The 20156-nt window shown below is 32.7% G+C and carries 8 protein-coding genes and 2 pseudogenes; all 10 read left to right on the top strand.

Going from position 1 to position 20156, the window contains the following annotated elements; all coding sequences use genetic code 11:
• Nucleotide 1 precedes the first annotated feature (1 nt).
• A complete protein-coding gene (locus EGI24_RS06895) occupies nucleotides 2-3703 on the top strand; it encodes a TonB-dependent receptor (protein WP_255047629.1) in 3702 nt (1233 codons plus the stop codon).
• 24 nt (nucleotides 3704-3727) lie between these two features.
• Nucleotides 3728-5233: a RagB/SusD family nutrient uptake outer membrane protein gene (locus EGI24_RS06890; protein WP_255047628.1), complete on the top strand. Its 1506-nt coding sequence runs from the start codon at nucleotides 3728-3730 to the stop codon at nucleotides 5231-5233.
• 183 nt (nucleotides 5234-5416) lie between these two features.
• A complete protein-coding gene (locus EGI24_RS06885; protein ID WP_255047627.1) occupies nucleotides 5417-8284 on the top strand; it encodes a glycosyl hydrolase in 2868 nt (955 codons plus the stop codon).
• A 7-nt stretch (nucleotides 8285-8291) separates the two neighbouring features.
• Nucleotides 8292-8654 (top strand): annotated as a pseudogene (locus EGI24_RS21965) (FG-GAP repeat domain-containing protein); the annotation flags it as partial.
• 57 nt (nucleotides 8655-8711) lie between these two features.
• Nucleotides 8712-11639 carry a VCBS repeat-containing protein gene (locus EGI24_RS06880; RefSeq protein WP_255047626.1) on the top strand — a complete coding sequence of 976 codons (2928 nt, stop codon included), beginning with the start codon at nucleotides 8712-8714 and terminating at the stop codon, nucleotides 11637-11639.
• Between the two features lie 27 nt (nucleotides 11640-11666).
• The gene (locus EGI24_RS06875) at nucleotides 11667-13322 is read left to right on the top strand and encodes a glycoside hydrolase family 30 beta sandwich domain-containing protein (protein WP_255047625.1); all 1656 of its coding nucleotides are present in this window, start codon (nucleotides 11667-11669) and stop codon (nucleotides 13320-13322) included.
• A gap of 42 nt (nucleotides 13323-13364) precedes the next feature.
• On the top strand, nucleotides 13365-15542 hold the full coding sequence (locus tag EGI24_RS06870) for a hypothetical protein (protein ID WP_255047624.1): 2178 nt from the start codon (nucleotides 13365-13367) through the stop codon (nucleotides 15540-15542).
• Between the two features lie 860 nt (nucleotides 15543-16402).
• The gene (locus tag EGI24_RS06865) at nucleotides 16403-17752 is read left to right on the top strand and encodes a glycosyl hydrolase family 28 protein (protein ID WP_255047623.1); all 1350 of its coding nucleotides are present in this window, start codon (nucleotides 16403-16405) and stop codon (nucleotides 17750-17752) included.
• Nucleotides 17753-18040: 288 nt separating this feature from the next.
• Nucleotides 18041-19492, top strand: coding sequence for a hypothetical protein (locus EGI24_RS06860; RefSeq protein ID WP_255047622.1), 1452 nt, complete (start codon nucleotides 18041-18043; stop codon nucleotides 19490-19492).
• Between the two features lie 396 nt (nucleotides 19493-19888).
• Nucleotides 19889-20156, top strand: a pseudogene (locus EGI24_RS06855) (helix-turn-helix domain-containing protein); the annotation flags it as partial.

Genomic DNA, 20156 nt, shown 5'->3' with positions numbered 1-20156 from the left:
TATGATAGAACTAGTACATTCAAGAAACATGAGAATGAAATCAATTACTAAAGTAGCGTTTTTTCTTGTCTTATTTTCCATTACTAAAATAGGCACAGCCCAAGGAAGCTCTTTTGTATTTGCTAACATTAAACAGGTCAAGCCGTTTGGGGAACCTGCAAAAAAACTTACATTATTACAAGTTTTTGACAATTTGAAAAACCACTATGGAGTAACTTTTTTATATGAAGATAAAGTAATTCAAGGTGTATTGCATAACGGTCAAATTGTTTATGATCGTAAGATAGAAAAGACACTCGATAACGTTTTAAAGCCCCTGGGCCTAACGTATAAAAAGGTGAAGTCAGGTACTTTCGTGATAATAGATAATAAAAAAGTAAAAAGTCAATCAATTAGAAATATTGAAAATCAATCATTTATATACGTTGATTCAAATTCCCCGGTCAATCAACAAAAATTAGGTAATATTTCTTCGAATTCATTAGATATTAAGCGATATACGATAAACGGACTTTCTGATATATTGATTAAAGGAAAAGTAGAAGATGGCAAAGGTGTTGGGTTACCTGGAGCAAGTATCACTATTAAAGGGTCTTCTAAAGGAACTACTACTAACGTAAACGGCAATTTTGAAATCGAAGTTCCAAGCCAGAATTCCATTTTGGTTTTTTCATATATTGGCTATCAAACAAAAGAGATTTTAGTTGGTTCTCAGTCTAATATAACCATTTCTTTAAACATCGACGATAGATCACTAAGCGAAGTTGTTGTAATAGGATATGGATCCCGAGATAAAAGAGACTTGACGGGTGCAATATCTACGGTTTCCTCAAAAGAAATTTCAAAAAGTGTTTCACAATCTCCTGAATCTGCTATGCAAGGCCGTATGGCTGGGGTCTTTGTTTCCAGCCCTGGTGGAAGTGCATTTGCACGTCCACAAGTACGAATTCGTGGAGTAAGTACTTTTGGATATGCTGAACCATTATATGTTGTGGACGGTATTCCATTGACCGAATACGGAAGTGGTACAGACGGCAGTGGTGGATTAGAAGGCGATATCAGAGGAAATGTAAACGTTTTGGCAATGATTAACCCAAACGATATTGAGTCTATGTCGGTTTTAAAAGATGCATCCGCTGCGGCAATTTATGGCGTAAGGGCTGCAAATGGAGTAATCTTAATAACTACCAAAAAAGGATCAAAGGGAAGTCCAAAAATTGATTTATCGATTTCTTCAAGTTTTCAGAATGTACCTGAAAAATTGAATATGCTCAATGTAAAACAGTACACAGATTTATTTGTGGAAGCTTATTCTAATAATCAGAACGAAGCGAAAAACTTACCTGATGTCTTTAAATCTGGGAGCCCAAAATATCTTGGTAACAGTGCAACCTATGACTGGCAAACTCCTTTGCTGAATAAGAATGCATCTAATAATGACTATAGCTTAAGGATTTCCGGGGGGAATGAATCTACAAAATATTATGTATCTGGTGGCTATACTTCAACTGAAGGTTCCTTAATAGGAAATAAAATGGATAGGTATTCTATGTCAATTAATATTGATAATAAGATTTCTAAATATATTTCTACAGGAATCACATATAGATTATCATATAATGATGTTACTGACAATACAGCTTCTGATTTAAGATATAATGCAGAGACTTCGCCATGGCAGCCAATTTTTGACCCCAAAGGGCCATTCGGATATGCACCATCTGTTAATATTAAGTTTATGCCAAATCCAGAACTAGGTAAAGTTATTGAAAACTTTATTAGGCCTCAGTATTTATCTTCTATACCTCCTTATGTATTTGATGGAGATGTAATAATGCTTTATGGTCCAGAAACTAATAGAAATGGTTTTGGTACTATGGCAACAACAGATACTAAATATAGTATGCTTAGGAATATGGGTACAGCCTTTGCCCAAATAGAGCCAATATCTGGTTTAAAATTCAAAGGTACTTTAAGTATTGATTGGCTTTACAATCGGAGGAATTCTTGGGAAGCATTTGATAGTTACCTTTTTTCCCAAACTCCTGGTAATCCCTATAGTATTGGAGACGGAACTTCAAAAGGTAATTATGGAGAGCGTCATACTCGTAATCTAAACATAATAAAAGAATTTAGTGTAAATTATTCTAAAATTATAGGGAACGGACATAGTTTAGATTTACTTTTTAATGCTATGGATCAGGGTTATAGGTATGAATTTTTAGGTGCAAGTTCGTCTCAAATATTATTTACTCAGCCCGAATTCCGAAATATTAATACTGTTACACCTTATTCAAGCAGCGGTTCATTTAGGGATATTAATGGGCTTCAGGGATATTTAGGAAGAGTAGGTTATAATTTTCAAAATAAATACTATTTGGATGCTACAATTAGAAGAGATGGAGCATCTAGATTTGCACCAGGTTACAAATGGGGTACTTTCCCAGCAGTATCGGTAGCTTGGCGTATAAGTAAAGAGAACTTCATGAAAGATCTTACATTTATTAATGATTTAAAACTCCGTGGCGGTTGGGGTAGATTAGGAAATCAAGAGACTAGATCATTTGCTTATTTATCTTTGATTTCCAATGCACCAGATTATGCATTGGGTTCAGGTGACGGTAATGGAATTGGTACTCTTAAGAATGGAGTCTCATTACCAGATTTTCCTGTAAAAGATTTAACATGGGAAATCGGCGAAACTAAAAGTGTTGGTTTTGATGGAGCTTTTCTTGGAAACAAATTAACTGCTACAGTAGAATATTATAATAGATTGACCTCTGGAATTTTGCAGGCCGCAGCTTTACCAGCAAGTGTTGGAAATCAAAATCCACCGATTCTTAACATAGCATCGGTACGAAATAAAGGAATGGAGTTTCAACTTGGTTACAATGGACAAATTAGTGATTTTCAATATAATATTTCGGGTAACCTAACAACAGTAAATAACAAAGTTGAAAAAACCTTCCGAGATCAGCCTTTTGGTGGGGAATATGGAAGAATAGAAGTAGGTCAGCCTATGAATTTCCTTTGGGGATATAAAGTCGGAGGCATATTCCAAAATCAGTCTGAAATAGATAAGTGGAAGGAAAACCTAAAAGATGAGACAAACAATAATAATTTTCAACCGGGTGATATGTATTTTCAAGATGTAAGTGGACCAGAAAACAAGTCAGAAGGTAAAATTACACCAGATGATCGAGTTTTTTTAGCAAACACAATTCCTGGTTTTTACTATGGGTTAAACATTGGAGCTAATTATAAAGAATTTGATTTGTCTATATTTTTCCAGGGCGTTGGTGATGTATATAGATACAACAATTGGAGGGCTAATGGAGAGAATATGGCTGGTGCTGGAAACAATCAATGGGTTACAACTTTGAATCGTTGGACGGTTGCCAATCCTTCTACTACAATGCCTAGAGCTGTACGTTCCGATCCTGCTGGGAATAATAGATTCTCTGATCGTTTTGTTGAAAGTGCTGCATTTTTTAGACTAAAAAATATCCAGTTTGGATATGCTATTCCTTCTAATTTAACAAAATCTCTTGGTTTTATTAATGGTGCCCGGATATATATTGGAGGAACAAACCTTTTTGTAAAATCAAAATGGACAGGATTAGATCCTGAAGACGCTGACAGAAACGGTCAATTAGTTCCTCCAGTGCGTTCGTTAACAGGTGGTATTACTGCTTCATTTTAATCAATTTAAACCTTAAAAAATACAATGAAAAATTTAGGAATAAAAGCAATAATTATATTTGCGATTACTATTTTCACTTATACCAGTTGTAACGAAAAACGAATTGATTTAGAACCTTTGTCTCCTACAGAAGCATCCTATTTTTTTGAAGAATCGGATTATAATAAATCCATTTTAGGAGTTTATGCAAAAATGACGGATATATATTGGTTTAATGCTAACAACCCAATTCATGGATTTTGGATATTGCCTGGAGATGATATAACGACATCTGGAACTGTCCCCTTCGAAATTTTTGGTACGCTTCAAGCAGCAAATGGAAGCATAAATACTTTTTATAAAGTAGCTTATCAAATAATAAATCGTGCTAATATAGTACTTCAAAAACTTGACAAAGAGGATGGAGTCATTAAAACCCCCAATTTGAAAAATAATATTAGAGGTGAAGCATTATTTCTTAAAGGATATGCAAATTTTTTACTTTGGAATTACTTTGGAAATTCGCCTTTGGTCACGGAAAGAATTGAAAGCTCTGATAAGACAACACCACCAAATTCAAAGGGGAATGAACTTTTAGATGAGGCAATTAAAAATTTTAGTGAAGCAGCTACCCTTTTACCGGTATCTTGGAATGCGACAAATAGGGGTAGAGCGACTCAGAGTTCAGCAAATGGATTTTTGGGGAAAGCCTTAGTTTTTAGAGGCTCCGTGACCAAAAATACTGCAGATTTCACAGAGGCTTTAAGTGCCTTAAATAAAATAAAAGATAAAAAATTAGTGGCTGATTTTGGCGATAATTTTAATTCAAAAACAGAAAACAATTCAGAGTCACTGTTTGAATTTCAAGCCTCTCAGCCAGATTTTGACAATGTTTGGCTTTCAGATGATTTCCAAGCAGGGGGTTCAGGATCAACATCTGCTTATTGGGGTTTTTACGAAAATCATTGGTCTCTTTTTGGAGCTCCAAGATATGAAGGTACAAAAAAACTTGCTAAGGCATTTGATAGCGAAGATCCTAGAGTTGCCGCAACAATTAACTTAAATGATTTTACTTTTAATAAATATTGGAATACTGGAGAGTTAAAAACTCAAGCTGGAGTTGGCTCAGCAAACAATCCTCGAATATTAAGATATGCTGACATTTTATTGTTGAAAGCTGAGGCAACTTTGGAGTCTGGTGGTTCTACTTCAACTGCAATTGGGTATATTAATGAGGTTAGAACTAGGGCTAGAAATATGAAAACTGGGGGTAAATTTCCTGAAGAATATTTAACTACAGAAAATGATAAATCTAAGATTTTTAATTGGATTAATAAAGAAAGATTTTTGGAATTAGCAGGTGAAGAAGGGACAAGGTGGTTAGATCTTCGTCGTTGGCATTTAGCTGGAAAAATAAACTTAGGTGCAAATTATGATTTTAGTTCATTAAGAAACGATGTAAAGTTTGATGTAACCAAAAATCTACTTTATCCTATTCCTCTGAATGAGCTTGATTTAAATCCAAATGTAATTCAAAATAAAGGATATTGAGCCTCAAACAAGTTTCATTATATAGACAAATGGTTAGTATTTCCCTGTTTTGCAGGGAATTACTTTTTTTAGCGAATTTTAAGTAGCTAATTTTCAATAATAAATATTGGAGAGGCAGCTTTTTTTATTAAAAGTCGCGAGGAATTAAATAAAAATGAATAAAATTTTAGTTCAAAGTTTGATATGAAACAATGTTTGATTGTCTTATTTGTTTTGTTAAACATAAGTTTTGCAAAATCACAAAATAATTTGCAGAATAATTCGATTTTAAAATTGGCAAACGAGTTTGTAAACCCGCCAGTATCTGCTAGACCTAAGGCTCTTTGGCCATGGATAAATGGAAATGTTAGCTTACCTCAAATTACATTTGAATTGGAAGAAGCAAAAAGAAAAGGAATGGGCGGCTTTGACATTTGGGACATTGGAACAAGCTTAGACCCCTATAAAGAGATTCCTTCTGGTCCACCATTTTTGAGTAAAGAATCGGTACAGGCAATTGCTTATACAATAAATGAAGCGGATAGATTAGATTTAGAGATTGGCCTCAATTTTTCGAGTAGTTGGAACGCAGGTGGCTCCTGGGTTAAACCAGAGCATGGAGCAATGGGGTTGTTTAGAAGAGATACAATTATAGAAGGTCCTCAGAATTTTTCATCATATATTTCATTTCCCCAAATTTCAGAAACCTCCAGTGACTCTCAGTCGAAAATAAAAAAAGATCTCAAAACAGGTTTACCAGTTTTTTATAAAGAAGTAGTTTTATTAGCACATGTTTTTACATCTGATTCTTTGATAAAAGATCATTCAATTATTCTATTGAGCGAAAATTTTAAAGACAATCATTTACAATGGAATGTTCCAAAGGGTAAATGGAGAATTGTGAGATATGTTTGTGCTCCCACTGGACAACAGTTAGTTTTACCAAGCACTGCTTCAAATGGACTAATGTTGGATCATTTTAGTGGGGATGCACAAAAAGCTAATCTAAATTATATATTTAGTCAACTTCTTCCAATTGTTGGTCCATTAAAAAATAGGTCCTTGAAATATTTGAATGCCGATAGTTATGAGGTTAATTCTGCCGTTTGGACACCAAATCTTCCTGAGGAATTTTTGAAAAGGAACAAATATAATCTCGAAAATTTTTTACCAATTTTAGATGGATTTAAAATAAAAAGTGATGAAATAAGTCAAAGATTTAAATATGATTTTACAAAAACAATTTCTGACCTTATTATCAAAAATCATTATGAATTAGGACGTGCAATTTGTGAGGAGAAAGGTATAGGATTTGTTGCCGAAGCAGGAGGCCCAGGTCAGCCATTCCATAACGTTCCTTTTGAAGACTTAAAAGCTTTGGGTGCTCTAACTATCCCTAGAGGAGAGTTCTGGAATAAACATGAAAAACAAGAATTGTTGCAAATTGTAAAAGGAATTGCAAGTGCATCACATATCTACAATCAAAAGTATGTAGAGGCTGAGTCATTTACAAGTGTTTGGCTTTGGCAAGAGGGTCCAAGTGAATTGAAACCGTTAGCTGATAAAGCAATGTGTGAAGGCCTAAATCGATTTGTTTACCATACTTTTCCTCATAGTCCTCCTGAATCTGGTTTTCCTGGTTGGGTTTATAACTTTGGTACTTTAATAAATACTACAAATGGATGGTGGCCAAAATCTAAGCCATTTCATGAATATTTGTCAAGATGTAGCTATTTGCTACAACAAGGCAACTTTGTTGGAGACATTGCTTATTATTATGGTGATAAAGCACCTAATTTCGTTTCTCCGACTGAAATAAAAAAGAAAATTGGCTTCGGTTATGATTATGACGTAGTTAACACTGATGTTATTTTAAATAAAATGTCTGTAAAAGATGGGCGAATATATTTACCTCACGGCCAATTTTACGAGGTTTTGGTTTTGCCTGATGAGGTATCAATTAACTTAGATGTATTAAAAAAACTGGAGAAGTTGGTATTCGATGGAGCAATAGTTTTAGGTAAAAAGCCTCAAAAATCCTCAGGCTTAAATAATTACAAACAAAATGATATTGAAGTAAAAGAGTTATCAAATAAACTATGGGCAAATTGCGATGGTATAAATGTTAAAGAGAGATTTTTTGGAAAAGGGAAAATTGTTTCTGGAAAAACTATTAATGAGGTCTTAAGTGATAAAGGAGTCATAGCTGATTTACAATCTGATATTGATAGTCTTGATTTTATACATCGAAAAACAAAAGAAAATGAAATTTACTTTTTCAGAAATGTAAAAAAAACTAATGTTGTTGGAAAGATAAGTTTTCGTGTAACTGGGATGATTCCAACAATTTGGAATCCTGAAAATGGAGAGATTCAAGAAATTACTTATCATCAAAATAATAATAAACAAATTACAATTCCCATTTCATTATTTAAAGATGGTTCATGTTTTATTGTTTTTAGTAAAAGTAAAATAAAGGATTTAAAAATGCCAAATGTCAAATTGGAGAAAAATTTAAATTTACCACATTTTTCAAATTTTGCAGCAAACAATAAGATGAAAACTAAAATTAATCTGAATAATTCCTGGTATCTCTCCTTTGATCAAAAAATTGGAACTATTGCTCGTGACACAATGAATATTCTAATACCTTTAAATGAAAGCCATAAAAATGCTGTGAAATACTATTCAGGGAATGTGGTTTATAAAACTAATTTTATACTTTCTCCAAACCAACTAGAGACCAATACAAAAATCGTTTTAGATTTAGGTCAAGTTAAAGAAATTGCGGAGATATATTTGAATGGAAATAGGTTGGGTGTTAGTTGGCACTATCCATATAAAATTGACATAACTAGTGCTTGCGTAGAAGGAGATAATTTCTTGCAAATAGAGGTTGTAAATTCTATTAATAATCGATTAATAGGTGACTCAAAAAATCCTGAAGTTTATAGAAAAACTAAAACGAACATTACCAAGCTCCCAAATGCTTGGATGGTTCCGTTTTCTAATGCAGAATTAATTCCTGCGGGATTAATAGGGCCTGTTCAGATTGAATTTTACGAAAAATAGTTATCGTATGAAAACTCTTAAAATTTGTATAGCCTGTTTATTTTTTATGTCATGTAATTCTGATAAAAAAATTTTTAAATTTTTGGATTCTTCAGAAACTGGGATTGACTTTGAGAATACTATTTTTGATTCCGCAGATTTTAATTCAATGACATTCGAGTACATATACAATGGAGCAGGTTTGGCAGTTGGAGATTTCAATAATGATGGTAAAACTGATTTGTATTTTGCTGGAAATCAAGTTTCTAGTAAAATGTATTTAAATAAAGGTGGATTAAACTTCAAGGAAATAACTTCTGAATCTAACACAGGTACAAAAGCTTGGTGTACTGGTGTTACAGTCACTGATGTCAATCAAGATGGATGGCAGGACATATATGTTTGTGTAGCAGGCTTTGTAAAGGATTCTACAAAAAGGGCAAATCTTTTGTTTGAAAACCAAGGACTAAATAAAAACGGTATTCCATTTTTTAAAGAAAAAGCCACTGAATACGGCTTGAATGATATGGGATACAGTACACAAGCAGCCTTTTTTGATTATGACCGAGATGGAGACTTGGATTGCTATATTCTAACAAACGCTTTAGAAAAGGAAAATAGAAATACTCTTAGACCAAAAAGAGTCAATGGTGAAGCTCCTTCAAACGATAGATTGTATAGAAATGAAGGGAATTGTAAATTTAAAAACATTACACACAAAGCTGGAATTTTAACGGAAGGTTATGGACTAGGTTTAGTGATTTCTGACATAAACGGTGATGGTTGGGATGATGTTTATTGCTCCAATGATTTTTTGTCTAATGATTTGATATGGGTTAATAACCAGGATGGTACCTTTACCAATAAGGCTGGAGAATATTTAAAACATCAGAGCTATAATGGTATGGGGGTTGATATTGCGGATATAAACAATGATGCTAACCCAGAAATTATGGTAGTTGACATGTTGCCAGAAACTAACGAACGTCAAAAAATGATGCTCGCTGGTTCAAATCATGACAGGTTACAAATGGATTTAAAATTAGGGTATCAACCTCAATTTATGAGAAACACTTTACAGTTGAATAGAAAAAAGGAATTATCAAATGATTTAGGTGAAAAATCAAAATTCGATTATTCAAATAACTATCCAGCTGTCTTTTCTGAAATAAGCCAATTTTCAGGAGTTGATAAAACCGACTGGTCTTGGGCACCTCTTTTTGGCGATTTCGATAATGACGGATTCAATGATTTGCTCATTACCAATGGATATAGACGGGATGTTACGAATATGGATTTTACAGCATATTTAGCATCGCAAAGAGACCTTCAAATGTTCGACAATAAAGTTAAGGACCATCTTAAAGTTTTTGAAAAAATAAAGGAACTGCCTGAAATTAAACTTCCTAACTACGCTTTTCATAACAATGGAGATTTGACATTTACTAATGTTTCAAAAAAATGGGGAATTGATGAACCAAGCTACTCTAATGGTGCAATTTATGCAGATTTTGATAATGATGGTGATCTTGATTATGTTGTAAATAACATTGATAGCAAAGCTTTTTTCTATGAAAACCTAACTAATAATAGTGAAAAACATCCAAATTGGATATGCATCAAATTTGAAGGCTTAGATGGCAATAAAGATGCCATCGGAGCAAAAGTGGCGGTATTTTCAGATGACAAAGTGTTTTTTAAAGAAAACCAACCAACTAGAGGTTATGTTTCCTCAGTAGAAAACTTTTTGCATTTTGGTTTAGGAGTAAACAAAAAAATTGATAGTGTTGTGGTCTTTTGGCCAAATGGGAAAAAACAATCTGAGAATCTTATAAATACAAATCAAAGTATTAAAATTAGATATAATGATAAAAAGTCGATTCCTTTTTTTACAATCCATAAAGAAAATATAGATAAACAGTATTTAGAAATTTCACCCGAATCAGTAGGTTTGAAATTTAGGCACCAAGAAAAAGACTTCAATGATTTTAATCAAAATCCTCTTTTACCCTATAAGTATTCTAGAATTAGTCCTAGTTTAACATCTGGAGATATTAACAATGATAATCTTGATGATTTTATAATAGGAACAGATGTTGGTCAATCTGACTTGATTTTTACTCAAAATGAAAATGGTAGTTTTTCTCAAACTTCTTTAGAAGAAAGTGAAAAATATGAAACCGTTTCATCAGTATTATTTGATACAGATTCAGATGGAGATTTAGATTTTTATGCTGTAAGTGGAGGGAGTCATTCGGAAGGTGCTTCTCAGAGTTATCAAGATAGGCTGTATATAAATGATGGAAGTGGAAAATTCTCTCTTAAAAGGAATGGATTGCCCACTACATATTTCCCTGGTAGCACGGTCTCCATATCTGATTTTGACAAAGACGGAGATTTGGATATTTTTCGAGGAAGTCGATTAATTTCAGGAAAATTTCCTTTTTCACCACCAAGCTTTCTATTTGAAAATCAAACTATTAAAGGCAAAGTCAAATTTGTAGATAAAACCCATCAATTTGCTCCAGAATTGAGCAAAGTAGGGTTAATAACCTCCTCTGTTTGGTTTGATGCAAATAAAGATAATCTTCCAGACTTAGTTTTGATTGGTGAGTGGATGAGTCCAATGATATTAATAAACAATAAAAATAAATTTTCACCAGCTAAAAATCTTGTTGAAAAGATAAATGGATTATGGCAAACCCTTTATTCTATTGATGTAGATCATGATGGTGATTTAGATTTAATGCTAGGAAATATAGGACAAAACTCAAAATATCATGCTTCAAAAGAAAGGCCGTTGAAGATTTATGCTAAAGACTATGACTCAAACGGAAGAATAGATCCTGTGATGAGTTTTTATTTAGGTAATAATGAGGTTCCAGTTCCAACAAGAGATTTAATAACTCTTCAAGTCCCTGGGCTAAAACGCTATTTCCCACTTTATAGTGACTATGCAAAAGCCAAAATGAAAGATATTTTAGACAAAAAAGATTTGGAAAGTGCTTTACAGTTTAATGTCGAAGAATTACGCTCTGGTTGGCTTGAGAACCTTGGCAAGCTAAATTTTGTGTTTCATCCTTTTCCAGCCGAAGCCCAATTTTCATTGGTTAATTCCTTTATTTATTCTGATAATTATCTCTTTCTATTTGGCAATTCAAAGGCACCAGAAACAGTAGGTGGGTGGTGGGATGCTAGCATTGGTTCAGTTTTAAATTTTGAAAATGGGGAATTTAAAAAAATAAATAATGGGGGTTTAATAGCTGATAATGAAGCAAAGTCAGCTATAATAGTTAAGAGGAGAAGAGATAAGATTTTAATAATTGGAAATATTAATTCCAACCTCCAAATTTTTAAATTTCTAAACTTTAAATAAATAAACAGAGATTATCTATTCTTAAAAATGAAAATTCAACGCCTTTTATTTATTATGTTTTTTTTTCTTGGATGCAAATCACAAGAAATTTCGAACGTTAATTTATCTCCTGTTGTCACTTTGGAGTCTAAACTTATTAGTGTTTACCCGATGACTTATGAATTTAGTGCTAAAGTATTAGATCAGGAATTTGATGATGTAAAGCTTTTTTGGGATTTTGGAAATGGGATTAAAAGATTTGGAGATGAGAAAGAAACTGAGGCTTTCTCAGATGGACAAATATATTCTGTTAAAGTTATAGCTTCAGATGGTATATCCAATGAAAGTGAAAAAATTATTTCGATTTCGACTGAAGTACAAGAAATTGAAATTAATCCGTCCATTACCTTTCAAACAATTGAAGGTTTTGGAGGATTTGGAGCACAGAATGTTTATTGGTCAAATGGACCTTTTACTTCTGAGAGATTCGTAAGTGACATTGTAAATGACCTAGGGTGTACTATAATTAGGGATGAAGTACCTACTAGTTTTGAAATTATAAATGACAATGATAATCCTTATATAATTGATTTGAAAAAATTTAATTTAAGCAAAAATATAGAGGGCCACCATCAACCGCTTGCGGTTAGACTTCAACATTTTAAGGCAATGCATGAGGCAGGAATCAATAAATTTATTGCATCAGTTTGGTCTCCTGCTCCTTGGATGAAATGGAACAATGACATTGATAATGGAACACCAAATAATTCGGCCCCAGAATTTAATTCAAAACCTGATACCAAAACTAACCAACTTAAAGAAGAATTTTATGAGGAGTTTGCAGAATCCTTAGTTGCTTATTGCAAAATTTTTAAAAGTGAAATTGGAATAGATTTATACGCATTAAGTATTCAAAATGAACCTCGTTTTTCTCAATTTTATTCCTCCTGTGTTTACAATGGAGAGGCATATAAAGAGGTTTTGATAGTTGTTGGAAAGCGTTTTAAAAAAGAAGGATTAAAAACACTAATTTTCGGTCCAGAAGATGTGGGATGGTTTGAAGCGGCTGATAATCTAATAAAACCTAGTATAATTGACACAGAAAGCAGGCAGTATATTGATGCAATTGCCACTCATGGATATGCTTTTGATGGAATTACATCTGTAAGCAACGATGCTTTAACTTGGAGAAAAATGAAAGATTGGGGCAACCCTTTTAAAAAGCCTCTATGGATGACGGAGACTTCTGGTTTTAAAAACACATATGATGGTGCAATAGATCTTGCCAAAGCAATGTATATGTCATTGACATATGGAAATGTTTCTGCTTGGGTTTTCTGGACTTTAAGTACTGAGAATATTGATGAATATAGCCTTATGAATTCAAAAGGTGAAAAATCAAAACGTTTTTATGTCAGTAAACAGTTTTATAAATACATTAGACCAGGTGCTGTAAGAATTGAGTCAACGTCATCTCCGGATGTTTTGTCTGTTGCGTTTTCAAACAATGGGCAATCCACTGTTGTGTTAATTAATATATCTTCTTTTGATAGAGCAGTGAAAATAAAGGGAGGGGCTGAAAAATACCGTGTAATTAACACAAATAGCTTCGAAAATGCACTTGAAGTAAAAGGGGTTACTAAAGATCAATTATTTGTTGTTCAGTCAATGGGTGTTACTACATTATTTTCAGGAGAATATTAATTTTTTTATTGTTTAATATTTTTTTAAAATTCATTACTGCTAATGAAAAATTTCTTTTTAATCTTTTTGTGTTTTTTATTTTGTAAATCTTTCTCGCAAAATCTTAAATGGGCGGAAGTAAAAAAATTCAATGGTAGACCTACCATTTTCATTAATGATAGACCTGAAACTCCTGCTTTTTATGCTTTAACTCATGCCTATGGTGGAAGATGGTCTTGGGAGGAAGTTCCCTCTCGGAATATAAATAATTTTTGCAAAATCGGTATTCGACTTTATCAAGTAGATATCTGGCTGGAAGATATTTGGAAAAAAAATAGCAAAAATTTAGATATAAATAAGGCTCAAAAGCAAATTAAAGGAGTTCTCGATCAATGCCCTGATGCCAATATAATAATCAGATTTCATGTAAATGCACCTTTTTGGTGGAACGAAAGTCATCTGGATGAATGTACTCAATTTGCTGATGGCAATATTGATACAACTCTAAAAGCAGGCCCACCATTTCATAATGAAGAATATGATATAAAAAGAGCTTTAAGAGCAAGTTTAGCATCGGAAAAATGGAAAAATGAATCTGGTCAAAAATTGATTGAATTTTGTAAGCGATTACAAAAAACTAAAGAAGGTAATTCTGTAATAGGAATGCATTTGGCAGGAGGCATTTATGGTGAATGGCATTATTGGGGGTTTATTGACCATGATCCAGATACCGGTATTGCCATGACTAATTATTTTCGTAAATGGCTGAAAAACAAATACAAAACCTCTGAAAATCTTCAAAGATCTTGGAAAACAAATGAGTACACATTCGAAAATGCCTCTGTTCCGAACATTGAAGATCGGCTGAAAACTCAGGATGGTTTTTTTAAAGATCCGAAAATTGAACAGCGTGTAATTGATTATTTTACAGCTCAGCAAGAAGTGGTTGCCGACGATGCAGAATATTTCTGTAAATTGGTAAAGACTACCTGGAAAAGGCCAATAATAACAGGTATTTTCTATGGTTATCTTCACATGACTTTTAATCGTCAAACTGTTGGTGGACACCTTTTTGTCAAACAAATTCTCGAAAGTAAATACATAGATTATCTATCTGCACCTCAGACTTATTGGGGTGAAAGTAGAAATGATGGTGGATCTGGTAATTCAAGAGGATTGATAGAGTCGACTTTGCTACATGGAAAACTTTGGTTAGATGAAATTGATAATGGCTACCTTCACCCTAAAACTGATTATGATAATATAAGATACAAAGCAAGGTTTGATAGCACATATGCAAACGTACTTAAACGTTGCGTAAGCTTGCCACTCATGCGAGGCATTGGCTTTTGGTTATACGATTTTGGATTACAAGTAGGATTTGGATGGTGGGATAATCCCCATTATTTAAAAATGATAAAAGAACAAAAAGAATTATTTGAAAAGAGACTTTCAGTTCCTTACAAATCTGAAGCCGATGTGCTATATGTTTGGAGTCAGGATGTTTTTTATTATTTAAAATCTACTACTCTTCCGATTACAGCTAACGTAATTGACCATTCTATTGAACAAGCATTACATTCTGGTACAGTTGGTGACCACGTCTATGATTTTGATTTGAATCTCGTAAATCTTGACCAATATAAAGCTATTGTTTTTATGAATGTATATAAATTGACTGATATTCAAAGGCAATATATTCAGGAGAAAGTGGCAAAAAATGGTCGAACTTTAGTTTGGAATTATTTAACTGGTTATACAAATGGGGAAATTTTAGATTTGAAATTCGTAGAATCATTAACAAAAATTAGCCTTCAAAAAATTGATTCTTCAGTAATTCCAATCGTAAAAATGAATAATGGTAACGAATACAAATTTAATGGGCCAATTGAGCCATTATTTATTGTAAAGGAAATCAATTGCGAACCTTTGGCAATTTTAAAAGAAAATTCTAAAATCATTACTGTGAGAAAAAAAATGAATGATTTTACATCTGTATTTTGTGGAGTTCCAATGAATGGTACAAATAATTTTAGGGAAATTTTTCGGCAGGCAGGATGCCATATTTATAATGAGAATAATGATTTTACTTATGCCAATTCTGGATTGCTAATGCTTCATGCAAAAGACACAGGTGATAGAGAAATTACTCTGAAAAATGGCAAAAAAATGAAGTTGGTTTTGAAAAATAGTTCTACAATTATACTGGATTCAGAAAATGGAAAAATTAAATTAGACTAAAAATGAAATATGATCAAATTTTAAAATAGAGAATTTTTTTTGTTGATACTACTTCTGTCTGGGATAATTTTACAATCAAATAAATTGATAAAATTAATTCACTAATAAGCAAAAATCTTAAAAACTTAATATATCATTCATGCAGTGGCTAATTTTATTGTAGTAGGGGCTATCAGAAATTATTGACCAAAAACGCTGAATCTTGTTGTTTTACTAAAAGTTATGATTCCATTGCTAGTGCGATTCAGGAAAGAGTAAATGGGCTTCTCAAGAAATAGTGTTTTAGGAAATATAGAAGTAAAAAACATATTTGGTTATTTAACTAGTAAAAAGTAGTATTAAATTTTAAAATCTTTTAAGACAAAAATATTCTTATAATATTTTAAATCCTTAAATAATATATCAAAAAAGTTTAATAGAAATCAAAAGGTTTACAAGAGTCTATTCAAGTGAACTTTCTCAATTGTATTCCGTAAATTATTATTTCAAATAAAATTAAGCGTATCGCTTATTTTATACTAGACAAAGCAATATCGTAAATATACAGATGAATTGCGTGAATTTGCATATTAAAAAAGGTAAAGGAACTCTTTTAAGTGGAGGAAATTTTGAACTTCCGCCAACAGCCACTTAAGAGAGATAAATATTTGAACACGGTATCTATGGATTATATGCTCAATAATTTGATGATTTATCTTTTCATAATTTCAATTTGAAGAGGGGCAATGATTTGCATTGTTTTATTACAAATGAACTTGAAAGCGTTATGAATTTATTGATTAAAGATCTTATTAGGTAATTCAAATCCAAATTCGCCAAAAAATTAAAGAAAAGCATTAAAAAAATTTAACAATTCGAAAATGAAAATTATTTTAAATTTAACCATTTTAAACCTATTAATATTAATTTGCAATACTTCTGTTGCTCAGCTAGTTATATATCCTTCACCTAACAATGTTACTAAATCTAGTCTATATGATTTAGAGGTAAACGGCCAAACAGTATTTGTTTATGAAACAAAAACAGCCGCAATTGCCTATTTTTCATTTGAAGGTAAAATTGATCTAAAAGTGATAGTGAACTCCCCGATTTACAATTTTGATATTCGCCCCAAAAGCAAAAATATTGAAACCAAACAATATAGAGATGAGATTATTTTTACTTTAGATAAACCTGAAAATTTATCGGTTGAAATCAACAAAAACATTAATAAACCACTATTTATTTTTGCTAATCCACTTGAGATAAATCAACCAACCAAAAATACTCCAAATACTATATTTTTTGAAGCAGGTAAAATCCATAAAGTTGGCGTCATAAAACTACAAAAAAACCAAACTGTTTATATTGCAGGTGGGGCTGTAGTGCAAGGTAATTTTATAATTGATAGTACGGAAAACGTAAAAATAACTGGCAGAGGTATTCTTGATAATAGTATTTTCGAAAAAGGCAAAGTACGACCAATAGAAATAAATCGCTCAAATAATGTGCTTATTGATGGTATAATTATCTCAGAATCGAAGCATTGGTCATGTGCTTCACTTGCATCAAAAAATGTAACTTATCACAATTTCAAAATAGTTTCTGATAATGATTGGGATGATGGAATAGACATCGTAGGAAGCCAAAATGTTCTAGTTGACAAAGTTTTTATTCGCACGAAAGACGATTGTATTGCGGTAAAAAGCGGAGTTACATATTATACAAAGTTTAAAAGTGATTTTAATGTAAATAATATAGTAATACAAAATTCAACCTTTTGGAATGGTGACTGGGGCAATGCACTTGAGATTGGCTTTGAAACTCGGGCAGATACTATTCAAAATATAACCTTTAAAAATTGTGACATTATACATACTGAAGGCCCTGAAGGCACTTTTACAATTCATAATGGAGATAGAGCTTTTGTGAAAAGTATTTTGTATGAAAACATTAGGGTAGAAGACGCCAAAGGTTGGTTGATTGATTTTAGAATTATGAAATCGAATTATACCAAAGACCAAAAGCGAGGAAAAGTTGAAGGAGTTCATTTCAAAACCATATCAGTTGAAGGCAATCATTACCCAAGCTCACAAATTTTAGGCTTTAGTGATGATCATATAATCAAGGATGTAACTTTGGAAGATTTTACAATTCATGGCAAAAAAATTGTCTCAATCTACAACGGAATGCTTGCTATTATTCATTGTGAAAACATAAAGTTTAAATGATGATTGTGAGAATTATAGAACGCTGCTAATTTAAAAAAAAAATGAAATTACAAAAAGTAAGAAACAACCGATAAACAAATGAGACAAATTATTTTTTTACTAATTTTCCTCTGCCCAATATATTTATTTGGTCAATTAGTACCGAAATATGACAAAACTAAGGAGGGTTTTTTAGTATTCCATCCTATAAAAACTGACATTAAAGGAAATATAATTCCTTGGTATTCATATGATTATGGGAAATCATATAGTCATGTAGTAAAACTATGTTGGAACTTTTGGCAAAACATGCGAACAGACCAAAATGGATTACCTTATTATATGAATCATCAAGTTTGGCGGCCACTACCCAATGATCCCCGTGGCATTGGTGGTGATCAATTTGCCATGCTACTATCCTCTTGGCAGTTGCTTTACCAATATACTGGCGATGAAAGTGTAAGAGAAAACATGAAATTTATCGCTGACTATTATCTCACACACAGCTTATCCCCAAAAGACGCTCTTTGGCCAAATATACCTTTTCCATACAATACATTGGTTTATTCAGGAGTATTTGATGGTGATATGACAGAGGGGAAAGGTGTTACACAACCTGATAAAGCGGGTTCTTTTGGTTACGAGCTGGTTCAATTGCATTATACTACATCACGTAAGCAATGGCAACCAATATATAGTAATAGGTACCTTGATTATGCAATGGAAATAGCGAATACTTTGGCTGCAAAAACCCAAATTGGAGACAACGATAACTCTCCTTTACCTTTTAAAGTGAATGCCATTACAGGGGAAGTAGCCAATTTGAAAAATTCTTGGACAGATGCAACTGTAATTTCGGGAAAATCTTCCTATACCACCAATTGGGTGGGTACTCTTAGGTTATTCGAAGAACTAATAAAATTAAATATAGGCAATGTATCTGAATACCAAAAAGCCCATGCAACAATTTTAAAATGGATGAAAGAGTTTCCATTAAAAACCAACAAATGGGGCCCCTTTTTTGAAGATATCGAAGGTTGGTCTGACACCCAAATCAATGCCATAACTTTTGCAAAATATATGATGGAAAACCCAACTTTTTTCCCAAATTGGAAGACCGAAGTACAAGTCATTTTTGAATGGACATACAAAACCATGGGAAATAAACAATGGGAAAAATATGGTGTAATTGTAATGAACGAACAAACTGCCTACCAAACCCCTGGCAATAGCCATAGCAGCCGCCAAGCTGCTGCCGAATTACAATATGCCGCTCTATCGGGCGATAATTCTCGAACAGAAAACGCCATTAGAGTATTGAATTGGGCCACATATATGGTCGATTTTGATGGAAAAAATAACTACCCTCGTGATGAAGTTTGGTTAACTGACGGATATGGCGATTATGTTAGGCATTATCTGCGAGCAATGGCCTACAAACCAGAACTCGCCCCGACCGATGAGGTACATATTTTACATAGTTCCCACCCATTGATTCTGGTGAGTTATAATGGAAATTTTAACAAAACTTTGGGTGAAGATGTCCCTTATAAAGATTTAGAAAAAGTAATATTATACTACCATTGTATTGCAAAAGAGGCCACGCAAATAATAAAATTGCCCAAAAAACCAACTAAAGTTTTGATTGGTAAAAACGAAATAAGAGAATTTCAAACACATGATAACGAAGGTTTTACTTGGACAAAAGGCGTTTTACGAATTAAACATTCAAGTAGTGGTATTGTTACAATTTTTAGATAAGATAGAATTGTTAGAATCTTATTTTCAGAAAATTCTTTAATCAATATCAACAGCTATTATTATGAACAGACGAATTTTTAATATAAAAAGCATCTAATTATTCTTTCGTCACTGGTGCCTAGGCGATCTTCCCAGAGCTATCTAAATAAAGTTTAAGTGAAAATTATACAATGAAAAAATAGAAATTAGAGTAACTAGCGTATTTAAGTTGGGTAATGTGATCACTAAAATTGCCTTTGGACTGTTTAAAATGGGTATGTCGCTTATGCCAACCAGGCTGGATATTCCGGCTCAAAGTGAGCCACTGATTCCGGGTTAAAGTGAGCCACTAATTCCGGGCGAAAGTGAGCCACTTGGTTTTTGATTTGATTACTAATTTGGTATAAAAATACCAAGATGGCTAATCAAATTTTATCTATGAATAAGTTACATTTAGCTTTGCGATTGCTGATGGAGGGTAAATCCCGTAGGTACATTAGTCGAATCGTTGAGATTTCTCGCAACTCCGTCGATAAATATATTCATATTTTCAACTCTCATCCCTTAGGTCTTCATGAGTTGCATAAGCTTGATGATTATGATTTACAACTTATCGTTAAGCCTGAATATCAAAGTAAATCATCATTGGAAACGCTATATGATGGTTTTGCATCTGTTGTAAAAG

Source organism: Lacihabitans sp. CS3-21, from assembly GCF_024343675.1.
Lineage (GTDB): Bacteria > Bacteroidota > Bacteroidia > Cytophagales > Spirosomataceae > Leadbetterella.
The sequence above is the reverse complement of the archived record's forward strand: the minus strand, read 5'-3'. Positions and strand labels throughout refer to the sequence as shown.

Coding starts and splice junctions, on each gene's coding strand:
- EGI24_RS06895 (WP_255047629.1), top strand. CDS start 2: ATGATAGAACTAGTACATTCAAGAAACATGAGAATGAAATCAATTACT.
- EGI24_RS06890 (WP_255047628.1), top strand. CDS start 3,728: ATGAAAAATTTAGGAATAAAAGCAATAATTATATTTGCGATTACTATT.
- EGI24_RS06885 (WP_255047627.1), top strand. CDS start 5,417: ATGAAACAATGTTTGATTGTCTTATTTGTTTTGTTAAACATAAGTTTT.
- EGI24_RS06875 (WP_255047625.1), top strand. CDS start 11,667: ATGAAAATTCAACGCCTTTTATTTATTATGTTTTTTTTTCTTGGATGC.
- EGI24_RS06870 (WP_255047624.1), top strand. CDS start 13,365: ATGAAAAATTTCTTTTTAATCTTTTTGTGTTTTTTATTTTGTAAATCT.
- EGI24_RS06865 (WP_255047623.1), top strand. CDS start 16,403: ATGAAAATTATTTTAAATTTAACCATTTTAAACCTATTAATATTAATT.
- EGI24_RS06860 (WP_255047622.1), top strand. CDS start 18,041: ATGCGAACAGACCAAAATGGATTACCTTATTATATGAATCATCAAGTT.